The 14,705-nt window shown below is 61.1% G+C and carries 8 protein-coding genes and 1 tRNA gene; 2 read left to right on the top strand and 7 right to left on the bottom strand.

Features of this window, described 5'->3' with window-relative positions:
• Positions 1–62 precede the first annotated feature (62 nt).
• Together GTF44_RS17410 and GTF44_RS17405 are read right to left on the bottom strand one after the other, a co-directional pair.
• Positions 63–1,022 carry a tripartite tricarboxylate transporter substrate binding protein gene (locus tag GTF44_RS17410; protein ID WP_171561412.1) on the bottom strand — a complete coding sequence of 320 codons (960 nt, stop codon included), beginning with the start codon at positions 1,020–1,022 and terminating at the stop codon, positions 63–65.
• Positions 1,023–1,113: 91 nt separating this feature from the next.
• Positions 1,114–2,310 carry an alanine--glyoxylate aminotransferase family protein gene (locus GTF44_RS17405; protein ID WP_171561411.1) on the bottom strand — a complete coding sequence of 399 codons (1,197 nt, stop codon included), beginning with the start codon at positions 2,308–2,310 and terminating at the stop codon, positions 1,114–1,116.
• 125 nt (positions 2,311–2,435) lie between these two features.
• Here GTF44_RS17405 and GTF44_RS17400 point away from each other — a divergent pair, with 125 nt between their 5' ends.
• Both GTF44_RS17400 and GTF44_RS17395 read left to right on the top strand, forming a co-directional pair.
• The gene (locus GTF44_RS17400; protein ID WP_171561409.1) at positions 2,436–5,327 is read left to right on the top strand and encodes an FAD-binding and (Fe-S)-binding domain-containing protein; all 2,892 of its coding nucleotides are present in this window, start codon (positions 2,436–2,438) and stop codon (positions 5,325–5,327) included.
• A 1-nt stretch (position 5,328) separates the two neighbouring features.
• Positions 5,329–5,985, top strand: a complete 657-nt coding sequence (locus tag GTF44_RS17395; RefSeq protein WP_171561407.1) for a GntR family transcriptional regulator — start codon at positions 5,329–5,331, stop codon at positions 5,983–5,985.
• Positions 5,986–6,435: 450 nt separating this feature from the next.
• Here GTF44_RS17395 and GTF44_RS17390 read toward each other — a convergent pair whose 3' ends face one another.
• From GTF44_RS17390 to GTF44_RS17370, 5 genes are all read right to left on the bottom strand, one after another.
• Positions 6,436–7,989, bottom strand: coding sequence for a serine hydrolase (locus tag GTF44_RS17390; protein WP_171561406.1), 1,554 nt, complete (start codon positions 7,987–7,989; stop codon positions 6,436–6,438).
• 192 nt (positions 7,990–8,181) lie between these two features.
• On the bottom strand, positions 8,182–10,920 hold the full coding sequence (locus tag GTF44_RS17385; protein WP_367383403.1) for a cation-transporting P-type ATPase: 2,739 nt from the start codon (positions 10,918–10,920) through the stop codon (positions 8,182–8,184).
• Between the two features lie 745 nt (positions 10,921–11,665).
• Positions 11,666–11,740 (bottom strand) — tRNA-Gln (locus GTF44_RS17380).
• Between the two features lie 77 nt (positions 11,741–11,817).
• A complete protein-coding gene (locus GTF44_RS17375; RefSeq protein WP_171561402.1) occupies positions 11,818–13,143 on the bottom strand; it encodes a mechanosensitive ion channel family protein in 1,326 nt (441 codons plus the stop codon).
• 62 nt (positions 13,144–13,205) lie between these two features.
• Positions 13,206–14,702 carry a phosphomannomutase/phosphoglucomutase gene (locus tag GTF44_RS17370; protein WP_171561400.1) on the bottom strand — a complete coding sequence of 499 codons (1,497 nt, stop codon included), beginning with the start codon at positions 14,700–14,702 and terminating at the stop codon, positions 13,206–13,208.
• Positions 14,703–14,705: the final 3 nt, after the last annotated feature.

Below are 14,705 nucleotides of genomic sequence, written 5' to 3'. Positions count from 1 at the left end.
ATATTCTGGTGGCCCGTCGCGCAACCAGCCATTCCAGGCCGAGGGCGCGACGGGCGAAAGGATCAGTCGGTCAGACCAAGCGCGTCAAGCACGCGGGTGTAGACCTCGATCTCACTGTCGATGAACGCCTGGAACTCCTCCGGGCCAAGCAGTTCCGAGCGATATTGAAGCGCCGCTTGCTCCTGCACTTCCTGGTATGAATCGGACGCAACAGCCTCGGAAACCAGACCAAAGAGCGTGTCGACCTGGGCCGGATCCGCATCCGCTGGCATCGCGAAGGCCCGCCAGCGTCCAAGCGTCACGTCATAGCCGAGTTCAACGGCCGTCGGCACATCGGGCAGCACCGGCAGGCGCTCGTCGGAGAAGACGACCAGCGGACGCATGTCGCCGGAGTCGATCAGGCCACGGGCGGGGCCGTATTCCTCATGCATGGCATCGACCTGGCCGCCAAGCGTGTTCGACACCATCTCGGACGAGCCGAAAGGAACGGTTGTGACCTCAGCCCCGGTTTCGATGTTCCAAAGACCCATGACGGTGTCGTCGAACCCTGCGGCGTTGGTGATCCCAACGTTCAACTCACCTGGGTTTTCACGGGCATGCTCCATGAACTCTTGGATTGTTTGGAACGGGCTAGAGGCCGGGACCAGGATCATACCCTGATCATATTGCACTCGCGCCAGCGGCTGGAACGAGTCCATCTCGATCCGGCCCAGCACATGGGCGATGATCTGATCGGGGCTGATGGCCATCAGCGTGTAGCCATCAACGCGACGCTGCTGGAAGTTGGCATAGGCCGGCATGCCGCCCCCGCCTTGGATTGAAATCGGCACCATCGACTGGCCGGCGATCTCTTCGAAGGGCACGCCGACGGCGCGGATGAACCGGTCAGTGCCGCCGCCGGGGCCATAGGAATGGATGACCTCAATTGTGCGGGACGGATAGTCCTGCGCCATCGCGGCGGGCGCCGCTAGAACAGTACCGGCCACAAAGGCAGCAACGGTGGCGGTTTTCAGGGACAACATATTCTCTCCTCCAAGAAATCTGTCAGGGATGTGCGGCATGTGTTTGAGAGGGCGCCCCGGTGCCACACGAGATGGCGCGCCCCTTAGATCGTCACTCCGCGGCGAGGTTGCGTGGAAGGTCCTCCTCCAGGACCGCCATCGCCGCTGCCGCGCCGCCGCTCAAATGCGGGATACCTGCTTTCGACAGGCCCATTTCGATCCCCGATAACGTGCCCATGAGCATCGCATCGTTGAAATCGCCCAGATGCCCGATGCGGAAGACGCGGTCAGCCACTTTCGACAGGCCATTGCCAAGCGAGATGTCGAAGTTCTTCAAAACGGTTGCCCGGAACGCATCGGCGCTATGGCCCTCGGGCATCATCACCGCGGTCAGAACACCGCTTTCCTGCCCCTGCTGTCGGCAGAGCACCTCAAGACCCCAGGCCCGCACGGCGGCGCGGGTGGCACGACCGTGGCGGGCATGACGGGCAAAGACATTCTCCAGCCCCTCTTCATGCAGCATCGCGACCGCTTCGTTTAGGCCGTAAAGCATGTTGGTGGCGGGTGTGTAGGGGAAGTATCCGGTTGCGTTCGGGCCGGTCATGTCCTGCCAGTCCCAGTAGGACCGGCGCATCCCACCCGTGCGTGACAGCTCCATCGCCTTTGGACTGACGCAGTTGAACGAAATCCCCGGCGGCAGCATCAGACCCTTTTGCGAGCCCGAGACGCAGACATCCACGCCCCATTCATCGAACCGGAAATCGACCGAGGCCAGGCCCGAGATAGAGTCGACCATCAAAAGTGCCGGATGACCCACGGCATCCATCGCGCTGCGGACTTCGGCGACCGGCGACACCGACCCGGTGGACGTCTCGTTATGCACCACACAGACCGCCTTGATCTCGTGGGCTTTATCCTCGCGGAGCCGGGCCGCGATGGCTTCGGGATCTGCCCCGCCGCGCCAATCGCCCGCAATGAATTCCGGCGCCAGGCCAAGCCGTTCCGCCATCTTCATCCAGAGTGTCGAGAAATGGCCGGTCTCATACATCAGCACCCGATCGCCCTCAGAGAGTGTATTGATCAGTGCCGCTTCCCAAGCGCCGGTGCCGGACGCGGGATAGATAATGACCTGCCCAGCCTCAGTCCTGAAGATCGACTTCATGCCGTCGAGCGCAGCCTGCCCCACCGCCGCAAAATCCGGGCCGCGATGGTCGATCGTTTGCGCGCTGATCGCCCGCAAAATACGGTCAGGCACCGCACTTGGACCGGGAATTTGCAGAAAGTGCCGACCGGCATTTCTCGATGTCATTGATAATCCTCCACATTGATCCGGTTCAAACACAGTCACATGTATTGCCGAATGCATAATCTTGAATTATGAATACAATTTGAAAAGATGAGCTGTCAAGCCACCGTACTGGGGAGGAGAAAAACATGCCGCTAGATATGCTAAAGGGCCGGTTTTCAGGGGAAATCCTCGAAGATGCCTTTTCTAGAGGGCGTTATTCGACGGATGCCTCGATCTACCAGATCATGCCCTCGGCTGTGGCGATTCCCCGCTCCAAAGACGATGTTTCGGCCGCCCTCGCCGCCGCGCGCGCGGCTGGCCTGCCCGTGACCGGTCGCGGCGGCGGCACGTCCCAATGTGGTCAGACGGTCAATTCAGGGCTGATCCTCGACAACTCCAAGCATTTCAACCGCATTCTCGAGATTGACGTCGAGGGGCGTCGGGCCATCGTTGAACCAGGCGTTGTGCTGGACGATTTGAACCGCGCGCTAAAACCCCATGGCTTGTGGTTCCCCGTCGATGTCTCCACGGCCTCGCGGGCGACCATCGGCGGCATGGCGGCCAACAACTCCTGCGGCGGGCGATCTCTGCGTTATGGCACCATGCGCTCAAACGTTCGCGCCATTGATGCGATCCTGGCCGATGGCACCGAGGCGCGATTTGGTGAGGTACCGGGCGGTGCACTGTCGAACCATCCCGCGCAAGCGATTGTGGACGATGTGCTCCGGCTCGGCGCGGCCCATGGCGATCTGATCGATACGCGCTTTCCCAAATTGAACCGCCGGGTTGGTGGCTACAATCTTGACGCCCTGGTGCCAGGAGATGCGCCGATAAACCTCTCGCATCTTTTGGTCGGCTCCGAAGGAACGCTGGCCTATTTTACGGCCATTGAGTTGAAGCTCTGGCCGCTGGTGGGGGAACGTGTTCTGGCGGTTTGCCATTTTCCCAGCTTCTATCAAGCAATGGATGCAACCCAGCATCTGGTGGCGTTAAACCCGCTCTCCGTGGAGCTGGTCGACAACACGATGATCGGCCTGTCGCGGCAAATCCCGCTCTTCCGGCGCACGATCGAGGCCTTTGTTGAGGGTGATCCCGCCGCGCTGTTGCTTGTGGAGTTTGACGAAGGCTCGGCCGAAGCCAATGCCCGCAAACTGGCCGAGATCACCGAGCGGATGGGCGACCTTGGGTTCTCCTGGAGTGGCGAAGGCCGCAACTGGGGCGGTGTGAAGCCGATCACTGACCAACGCCTGCAAGGCCAGATTGCAGAGGTGCGCAAATCCGGCCTCAACATCATGATGTCGATGAAGCAGGACGGCAAACCCGTCTCCTTCGTCGAGGATTGCGCCGTCGAATTGACTGACCTGGCCGATTACACCGCACGGCTGACCGAGGTCTTTGAACGTCACGGGACCCAAGGCACCTGGTACGCGCATGCGTCTGTCGGGTGCTTACATGTGCGACCGGTCCTGAACCTCAAGCTGGAAGACGATGTGAAGAAAATGCGGTCCATCGCCGAAGAAGCCTTTGCGCTGATTGCCGAATACAAAGGGTCGCATTCGGGTGAGCATGGCGACGGGATCGTTCGCTCGGAGTTTCACGAACGCATGTACGGGACCGAGATCACCGATCTCTTCCGCGATGTGAAACAGCGGTTTGACCCGGATGGGGTGTTGAACCCGGGCAAGATCGTCGATCCGCCCAAAATGGATGACCGCAGCCTGTTCCGCTATAGCGCCGACTACACCGTCCCCGCCCTGAAGACAGCCTTCGACTGGTCCGCCTGGACCGGCGCCGGTGGTGGTTTCCAAGGCGCCGTCGAGATGTGCAACAACAATGGCGCTTGCCGTAAGCTGAAGGGCGGGGCCATGTGCCCCTCCTATCGTGTGACCCGGAACGAACGGGACGTCACGCGCGGTCGCGCCAACAGCCTGCGTCTAGCGATCTCGGGGCAGCTTGGGCCGGACGCCCTGACATCCGATGCGATGGCGGAAACGATGAAGCTTTGCGTGTCCTGCAAGGCCTGCAAACGCGAATGTCCGACCGGCGTTGATATGGCGCGGATGAAGACCGAAGTTTTGGCAGCGCGGGTGGAGAAGCACGGGCTGAGCCTGCATGACCGTTTGGTGGGCTACATGCCCCACTATGCCCCCTGGGCGGCGCGCGTGCCGTGGCTGATGAATCTGCGCAATCGCATACCGGGCCTGGCGAAACTGACCGAGGGGATAACCGGATTTGCAGCCGCCCGCGACTTACCGACCTGGTCGGCCAACCGGTTCCGCGACGCGGAGTTCGCCGATCCGAACCCCGATGTCATCCTCTTCGCGGACGCGTTCAACCGTTATTTCGAACCGGAAAACCTGCGCGCGGCGGGCCGGGTGCTACAAGCGGCGGGTCTAAAGGTGAAGGTCGCGACGCCGATTGATGGCGGTCGCCCTCTGGATTGCGGTCGGACGCTTCTGTCGGTCGGCCTTGTGGAAGAGGCCCGCATTGAGGCCGAGCGTTTGGTTGCCGCGCTTCTGCCCCATGCCGAGGCTGGTGTTCCTATTGTCGGGTTGGAACCGTCTTCGCTCCTCACCCTGCGCGACGAGATTCCGGCGCTGATCACAGACGGGCGGGCGGAGACAGTCGCCGCTCAGGCATTCCTGCTGGAGGAGTATCTGGTCAAGCATGAGGTTGACCTGCCACTGCGACCTTTGGGTCAGAAAATCCTGCTGCACGGGCATTGTCATCAGAAAGCGCACCAAGTGATGCCGGATGTGCAGGCGGCACTTGGCAAGATTCCCGAGGCCGAAGTGGAGGTGGTCGAGACCAGCTGTTGTGGCATGGCCGGGGCTTTCGGCTATGGTCGCGATACGATAAACGTATCGCTAAAGATGGCTGAGGCCGATCTGCTGCCGGCTGTACGACAAGCATCTGACGACACACTGATTGTCGCCGATGGCACGTCTTGCCGGCATCAGATCGCCGATGGAGCAAACCGCACGGCCATCCACGTCGCGCGCGTGCTTGAAATGGCTCTGGCAGAGGGAGGCCAATAGTATGAACCTGTCGACCCCGCTCGCTCGGCCGTCGCTTCATGAAGAGCTTGTGACCCGCTTGCGGCAAGCCATTGTCGAGGGCTCACTCGAACCTGGCGCAAAGGTGCCAGAGAGGGAGTTGTGCGAAAATCTCGGCGTGTCCCGCACCCCGTTGCGCGAAGCATTAAAAGTGCTGGCCAATGAGGGGCTGGTCATCCTCGAGTCGAACCGGGGCGCGCGGATTTCCAACGTGACGATGGAAGAGCTCGAAGCCGCCTTTCCGGTGATTGCGGTTCTGGAAGGTCTCGCAGGCGAGTTGGCCTGCGAACGGGCGAGTGATGACGAAATGGCCCAGATTGTGGCCCGCCATCGCGATATGTTCCGCCACTATGACGCTGGCGATAGGCCGGCCTATTTTCAGGCCAATCACGACATCCACGCCGCCCTCATGGCTGCGGCTCGCAATCCGGTCCTGGCGCAGCACTACGCGATGTTGTCCTCGCGGGTGGAGCGTGCCCGTCTCTTGGCTAATGTCTCGGACAGCCGCTGGGCCCAAGCCGTCGAAGAACATCGCGGCATAATGGAGGCGGTGGAAAACCGCGACGGACCACGCCTGAGCACCTTGTTAAAGGCCCATTTGAATAACAAGCTTGTTGCATTGAAGGCAGCGGTGACCTGAGTTCTTTCTGGGTCCGCAGGCGACGTGCTGGGCGCATTGCGAAGTTCATAGATGACTTTCCATAGACCACCTCAATCCACCCGACGGACTTATAGCTGGGTCAGAACATGATTTTTCATGCGCGTGTATTCAGGAACTCGCGACGGCCTGATTTCCGGTCAAACCTTTCGTAGCAACCGACGCGCAGGTTGCGCCTACGTGTCGGATGTCAATTGGTTGAGCCCGTGTATTGTGCAGGGTCTGGTGTGGCACAACCGCATTGAGTTGTATCGCTTGAGGAGCACATGACATGACAGTGTGGGCTGAGCGGACTGGCGCACTCGATATTGGCTGACCTCCTCGCATTGGATCAGCAAGAGCCGGGCCAGTTCGACCGGTTCAGGAAAGCAATGCTTCCGCGCCTATGCCGAAATCACTGCGATACGCGTCGATCGGCCATCGCCCCTGACTTCAATTTGCGCACGCGCGGCGGAAACGACGCCAAACCGCGCGAATGCCAAGCCAGAGGCCGAACAGCACCGCCAGGACCAGCGCACCAGCATAGGTCATAAGCGCCGGCGGAGTCAGAAGGGCCGGCAGGCGCTCAGCCCGCACGAGGCCGACCTGCAGCAGATCCCCTGTCGCGAGGGCTGTGGCCCCATCGAGAATGCCGCCGTTGACGCGAAACCGCTGCGGTGCGGAGGGGATCAGCGTTAACGGATCGGTAAGCCCGGACGTAAGGCGGGCCGACCCTGCGTCGGACTGCACTCTCAACGGCATTGCATAGGCGAAGAACCATAGATCGGGATCCACCAGATCGATCGCGAGATAATACCCGTCGATCCCCTCATCTATGGGAATGTCAGGCGGCGGTCCGGCTGCAAGGTCGGGTATAGCAAGCTCAAGTAACCTGCGCCCAGACACCGATGTCGGATGATTGTCGGCCACATTCGTCATTGCGATGACGGCGGTGCCGGAGTCCGGGTACAGCGCGAAATGGGCGGCCCCCCAGGTCGTCGTGCCATCCCACCAGACCTTGCGACCGGCCTCCCCCATCCGGACACCGAAGCCAAGCCCGAACCCTTCATCGAGATCGGGATGGGCACGCGCTTGCATGGTCATCATCTCATCAACCGCTGCCGCGCTCAGAATTCTGCGGCCTTCGAAGACACCATCGTTGAGGAACATGGTTGCCAGACGCGCGAGATCCCCCGGAGTCGTCAGCAGGCTTCCAGCGGCGGCAAGCGCCGTCAGATCAAGATGCGGTTCCGGTTCCAGCATGTCGCCAGCACGTGCATGACCGGCCGCAAGCGGGCCGTCATAGTCCTCCGCTCGGCCAAGAGAGGATTGTGTCATGCCGAGCGGCGTGAGCAACCGATCTTGCGCCAAGTCCTCAAAGGTCATCCCGGCGGAGGCTGCCGCAACCTCTCCGGCGAGAACGAACCCGACATTGGAATAAACCAGCCGGTCGCCCGGCGGATGCACGATGGTCCGCGATGCGGCGATATAGGCCTCCCGGCTCTCGACCGGCGGATAGGGTGGAAAGCCGTCCCAAGTCACCGGCAGGCCGGAACTGTGCGACAGAAGCTGGCGCAGTGTCACCTCGACCTCAGCCCCATCCGCATCCATGGGGCGCAAATCAGCCGGGATATGCTCAGCAATGGGTGCGTCGAGATCCAGTCGACCGGCATCGACTTCGGTCATCACAAGCGCGGCGGTGAGGATCTTGGTCACCGACCCCGCCGGGAAACCCGTATCAAGGCTCGCGTCGATGCCCATCGCGGGGTCAGCATGCCCGTCCACAACATGCGCCAATATCTGCCCATCGCGCAGAAGGATCGCGGAGAGGGCCGGCGCATCGGCGGCGTGACGCTCCTCACCGACGATGCCAGCTGCGGCCTCCTGAAGGGGTTGCGCATCGGCGGAGGATAGGGCGGCACCTATCAGGATGACGCAGGCCGTGGCACCGCCGAACAGGCCATTGTACGCGCCAGAGGCGAAAGAGCGGAGGGATTGAACGGGCATGAGGCCTCCTTTGTCGGGATCTATAGGAGTTACGTCGGAAAACCGACCGTACTGCATGGGTTAGCGGGGACGGCCCGTGACTGTGCTGGGCGCGCGCCGTTATCGGCGGCGATGGTGCAGCAAACCGTCAAACGGGTTCGGGGCCAGTCACATTGGTTGGTTCCTCCTTTGAGGTTTGACATTCTGTCCACTTCACGCACCGGGTGTTGCGGGCTGACGTCGGGAGCCGATGGTCAGTGCCAGTTGTTTCTCCAGTTCGAGCAGAACGAACAGCACGACGCCGATCCCGACGATGATCAGCCCATCCAAGACCGAGACGTTCTCGGTGCCGAACGCGATTTGCAGCGGTGGCAGATAGGTGACCGCGAGTTGCAGGATGGTCACCGCGATCACACAAAGCCAGACGACCCGTGTACCCCGCACGGCCTCCCAGGTCAGCGAGGTGCCATAGATGTTCCGGATGAAGAACAGGTGGAAGATTTTCAGCACCACCAACGTGTTCAGCGAGAGCGTCTGTGCCAAGGCGATGTCATAGCCCTGGTTCAGCGCATAGCTGAAGATCCCGAAGACGCCGGCCAGGAAAAGGCCCGAGACCAGCACGATATGCCAGACAAGCTCTGGGCCCAGGATCGGCGCATCGCGGGCGCGGGGTGGGCGGTGCATAGTGTTTTCTTCGGTTGGTTCGAAGGCCAGCGCGATGCCAAGCGTGATGGCGGTGACAAGGTTCACCCAGAGGATCTGCAGCGGGCTGATCGGCAGGGCGAGGCCGAGCAGGAGGGCCGCCACAATGGTCAGGGCCTCGCCTGCGGATGTGGGGAGAATCCAGCTGATTACCTTCTTGATATTGTCGAACACGGTCCGGCCTTCGCGCACTGCGGCCGCGATGGAGGCGAAGTTGTCGTCTGCCAGAACGATATCGGCGGCTTCCTTGGCGGCCTCCGACCCTTTGCGACCCATGGCAATGCCCACATCGGCCCGTTTCAGGGCCGGGGCGTCATTCACACCGTCCCCCGTCATCGCGACTGACAGGCCATGGGATTGCAACGCGCGCACCAGGCGCAGTTTGTGCTCAGGGCTGGTGCGCGCGAAGATGTCGACGTCAAGGACATGACTGGCAAGGTCTGCATCATCCATCTCGTCGATCTGCGCGCCGGTGATGACCGCCCCGCCATGGGCCAGCCCGATCTCCCGCCCGATGGCAGCGGCTGTGCCCGCATGATCGCCAGTGATCATCTTCACGGCGATCCCCGCGCCGCGGCATTCGGCGACGGCCTCGATGGCTTCGCTGCGGGGCGGGTCAATGATGCCAACGAGGCCGAGGAAGGTCAGCGTGCCGTCGATATCCTCGTTCCTGAGTTCAGCAGTGCCTGCGTCCATCCTTCGGCTGGCAAACGCCAGAACGCGGCGGCCTTGGCCTGCCAACTCCGTTTCGATGACAGCCCAGTGTTCGCGATTCAGAGGCGTGGTTGTGCCATCCACGCCATGTTCGGTTGTGCACATCGCAAGCACCTGCTCAGGTGCGCCCTTTACGAAGGCGACGACTGTATCGTCGGTGCCTTCCTCAAGGCTCGCCATGAAGCGGTGGCGCGAGTCAAAGGGAATGAGATCGCGCCGGGACCATGTTTCCCCGATCTCGTCCAACCCGTGGCAGGCTTTCGAAGCCAGGCTCAGCAATGCGCCTTCCATCGGGTCGCCGCTGACTGTCCAAACCCCATCGATTTCCTGCAATTCCGCATCGTTGCAAAGCGCTGCGGCTGTGGCCAACTCGTGCAGCGCGGCGTGTTCTCCGGGGCTCACCGGCTGGTCATTGTGGAACACCTGCCCATCTGGGTGGTAGCCGTCGCCATCGACCTCAAAGACCCGGCCCGCCGTTGCGACCGTGGTGACCACCATCTCGTTGCGGGTCAGGGTGCCGGTCTTGTCGGTGCAGATCACCGAGACCGATCCCACGGTTTCGATGGCGGGCAGGCGTCGCACAATCGCGTGCCGCCGGGCCATGGCCTGCACGCCGATTGCCAAAGTGATCGACAAGACGGCTGGCAGCCCCTCGGGGATGGCCGAGACCGCAAGCACCACCACAGCCATGAACAGCTCGAAGAACTCGTACCCGGCGACGAAATACCCGAAGACAAGCAAGACGCCCGCGACCGCCAGAATAAACAGCGTCAGCCAGCGCGAGAACGCGTTCATCTGTTCAACCAGCGGCGTGGTCAGTTCCTCGACATCTGACAGCATCCCGCTGATCCGCCCGATCTCGGTCCGGTGCGCGGTTGCCGTGACGACGCCACGCCCCTGACCCGCTGTGACCAGCGTGCCGCCGAACACCATGCCGCGCCGGTCTCCCAAAGAAGCTTCCGCCGCAACCGCATCGACACCTTTCTCGACGGCCACGGATTCGCCTGTGAGCATGGCCTCTTGCACCTGAAGCCCGTGGGTCTGAAACAGGCGCAGATCCGCGGGCGGTTTGTCGCCTGCCTCCAAAAGCACGACATCGCCGGGCACCACCTCGGCGCTATCGACAGAGATCCGTTGCCCGTCGCGCAGCACGGCGGCCTGCGGCGCAAGCATGTCATGGATCGCCTCCATCGCCTTTTCAGCGCGGCCCTCCTGCACGAACCCAATGATGGCCGTGGCAACGACGACGGCCAGGATGACGCCGGTGTCGATCGGGTGACCGAGCAGAAAGGTGACAATGGCGGCCCCGATCAGGACATAGATCAGCACATGGTTGAAATGCTGAAGAAACCGCAGAACAGCGCTCTTCCGTTTCCGCGCCGGCGGCTCATTGCGGCCAAACACGTCCAACCGGCGCTTGGCCTCTGCCCTTGGTAAACCCGCTTGCTGCGATCCAAGCGCCTCAAATGCCTGCGCGGCATCCACGGCATGGGCCAGTTCCAAGTTTGATATGTCTCGTATGGGCGAATCCTTCACCGCCAAACCCTTTCGGTTGCATCGACTCTCAGTGCAAGTGAACGCATCCCGGCTGGCCCGATACACGGGTTGGCGGTGGATCGCTGTCATTCCGGGTCAGTATATCGCTGCCCAAAGCGGCATCTCACCATGATTTACGTCAAGGCGCGCGGACCGTTTTGCATCGACAAGGGCACCATGCCTGACACAGCGCGCTCGACTCGAACACGTTCACGTGCGAACGGGCACAGCCGAGGCATGTTACAGCCCCATTTCTACCGGCGACGGCGCTGTCGGCGGTGTTGCCCGAATTCGATTATGGCGACCTTGGTCGACCGATCACTGTATCTCTGCCGCATGCCGGGCCATCAGCCAGTTAGGACTCGCCGAGCGTGCGCGGTTCCAGATGCGCTAGAGGGCTGTTGCCATCTCTAAATCGACAAGATCGTTGCGCTGCAAGAGCGCTGTGTCGCGCAGACTAAGGAACTTGGACGAGGGAGTGTATCGTAAGCCCTGATGCGGAAGCCACTAACTTGTGTGTGCCATATCCCAGGAGACGGTTCTGCCAGAACTCGCGATAGATCAGCTCTGAACAGGAAACCTCCAAAAATGGGAAACGGTGAAAATGGCAGCCGAGCTAAAGGCAAAGAACTGGGTATTTCCAGCGACCGAGTCGCAGCTCAGTTCGACGATAGCGAAAGAAGATCGTTGAATTGTCTTCGGAAGGTCGAGGCAAACCAACTGGTCATAAATGCCCTGAAGCGTGTGGCTGGGGTGGTAGGATTCGAACCTACGGTACACGGTACCAAAAACCGCTGCCTTACCGCTTGGCTACACCCCAACTGTGACGCGCTAGTTACGCCGCGACGGGCGGAGGATCAAGCCCCTGGTGTGCAAAAATTCACCAGATTTGCTGGACTATTCTTGCGGGGCCTCGCGCGCCAAAAGGTCGTCATCGCCCAATGCCTCCCGTTCGGCGTCGACGATCCGTTCCAGCGCCTCTGATTCCTCGGCGTGGACGTCCTGCACCTCCGCAGGTGTGGTGGGTGGTGCTGTGGTGTCCTTGGCGGATGTGTCCGACGGCGCTTGCCGGATCGTGGTGTCGCTGATCAAACGGTAGGTCGGTTCTGGCAGCATAATGCCGGCCTCTTCCAGGCGGGCCTTGGCAATCCGGATCGCCTCGCCCTTGGCCATGCCCAGACTGGTCTTGTGCTGCATCACCCAGCCCGCGCCGGTGATGGAGATGGTGCTGTCGCCCAATTCGTTGACCCAAACACCGGGGCCGGGGCTTTCCAAAAGGAAGGGCAGCTCTTTCAACGCATCCAGGATGATCCGCTGCGCCTCGGCAATATCGGCGTTGGGGTCGACCCCGAGGACGAAGGTGAAGCGGCGTTCGTCATTGCGGCTGTAGTTGATGATCCGAGCCCGGAACACGGTCGAGTTGGGGATGCGGATATGGTTGCCGTCGAGCGATAATAGAATCGTCGCACGCGAGGTCAGGCGGATCACATGGCCCATATCGCCCTCGATCTCGACCAAATCCTTGGGGCGGAACGGTTGACGGATCGACAAGAGGATCGAGGCGATGAAGTTCTCCACCATATCGCGCACGGCAAACCCGATGGCGAGACCGACGATCCCGGCGGCGCCCAAAATCGTGCCCAGAAGGGCGGTGGCGTTCAACAGATCCAGTGTTAGCACAACCGCCAAGACCGCGAAGAGCAGACGGATCACCTGCCGGTAGATATCCGCAATAAAGGCGTTTGGCGCGAGCCGATCCCAGGGGTTCTTCAGACGCGCCAAATAGAGGCCGAGAAGCAAGACCAAGATGCCCGCCGCGACGGCCACCAGGATCAAGGGCAGTTTGGCCAAGAACTGCTCGATCCGAGCTTGAATGCGCTCAATGGCGGGGTTTAAGCGTTCGACCACATCGGTGGTCTCGGTGACAGCGTTTTCAATCGCCACAACGCCTTCGACCCGACCCACGAGCCCATTCAGCGCTTCGATTTGTGCCGTCTCAAGGGCAGTCCCCCGCAATGTAACGATGCCATCGGCGACGGAGACACTGACATTTTCATAGCCCTCCAACTGCCGCAGAATATCGCGGATGCGCGTGGCAATCGCGGTGTCTTGCTGGATGTCGCTTTCGACGGAGATCGCGCCGTCGGGTTGCTGTGCGGTGTCTTGAGCCAGCGCGATGAAGGGCAGGACGACAGCGAGGTAGAGGATCAGAAAAAGACGCATTAGACAAACGGGCGTTGTTGAAATGTCCCGCTTGTCTAGGCCGATTTCCTGCGGCGGGGAAGTCAGATTGTCTGGTCGTAGTCCCCGACGGCAGGCTCGGTGCGGATCACCGCATCAATGTCTTCGAAGATCGCCCGCATCTGCGCCTCGCTTTCCGGGCTTTCGCAGACCACCACCAGATTGGGCGTGTTCGACGACGCGCGAACCAGCCCCCAACCGCCATTCTCCAGCATCACCCGCGCGCCGTTCACCGTGACGACATCGGCGATTTTGACGCCGCCCAAACTGCCGCCCTCGGCATGACGAGCAACGAGTTTGTCGACCAAACGCTCCAGCACCTCGTATTTCTCGGTATCCGCGCAATAGGGTGACATGGTTGGAGTCGCATAGGTCACCGGCAGGGCCCCGCGCAGATCGGCCATCGACATATCCGGGTTACGATCCATCAATTTGCAGATCTCAACCGCAACCCGCATACCACAATCGTATCCGCGCCCGATGGGGCCTGCGAGGAAGTAATGGCCGGATTTCTCAAAGCCCGCCAGCGCGCCCAGTTCATGGACTCGGCGTTTCATATGGCTGTGACCCGTCTTCCAGTAATCGGCCTTGGCACCGTGTTTTTTCAACTCCGGGTCTGAGGCAAAGAGACCAGTGGATTTCACATCCGCAACGAAAGTCGCGCCGGGGTGAATCTTCGCCAAATCGCGGGCCATGATCACGCCCATCTTATCAGCGAAAATCTCTTCGCCTTCGTTGTCGACCACACCGCAGCGATCCCCATCGCCATCAAAGCCAAGCGCGAAATCTGCGCCGGAGTCTTTGACCGAAGCGGCCATATCGTGGAGCATCTCCATCGCTTCGGGGTTCGGGTTGTAATGCGGGAAGCTGTAATCGAGCCGGTTATGGGAGGGCACAACCTCCACCCCAATCCGCTCAAACAACTCGGGCGCGAAGGCCGAGGCTGTGCCATTGCCGGTGGCACAGACGACACGCAGCTTGCGAGTCATTTTGAAATCACCCGCCAGATCGTCCAAATACGCCTCGCGCACGCCGTCGACAAATTCATAACCGCCGCCGGGCCGCGCCACGCCCTCGCCGCTTAGAACAATGTCGCGCAGACGACCCATCTCGTCGGGCCCGTGGGTCAACGGGCGTTGAAAGCCCATCTTTACGCCGGTCCAGCCGTTCGGATTATGGCTTGCCGTCACCATGGCCACGGCGGGCGTATCGAGGTGGAATTGTGCGAAATAGGCCATCGGGCTGACTGCCGGGCCAATGTCTTTCACATGAACCCCAGCCTGCATCAGGCCAAGGATCAGTGCGTTTTTGACCGAAAGCGAGTAGTCACGGTAGTCATTTGCAACCGCAATAACGGGTTCGATACCGGCCTCAAACATCTGCGTGCCAAGGCCCAGACCAAGCGCTGTGATGCCGGGCAGGTTGATCTCATCTGGAAACTTCCACCGTGCATCATATTCCCGGAACCCCGTCGGCGTAACCATGGCATCGCGCAGGAAGGCCCAACTGTTTTGGGTGACGGTCGGCAAGGGCTTGGTCATTCG

It is taken from the genome of Roseobacter sp. HKCCD6576-2, from assembly GCF_013179285.1.
GTDB lineage: Bacteria > Pseudomonadota > Alphaproteobacteria > Rhodobacterales > Rhodobacteraceae > Rhodophyticola > Rhodophyticola oceani.
Note: the sequence above shows the minus strand (reverse complement) of the source record. Positions and strands in the feature narration are given on the sequence as shown.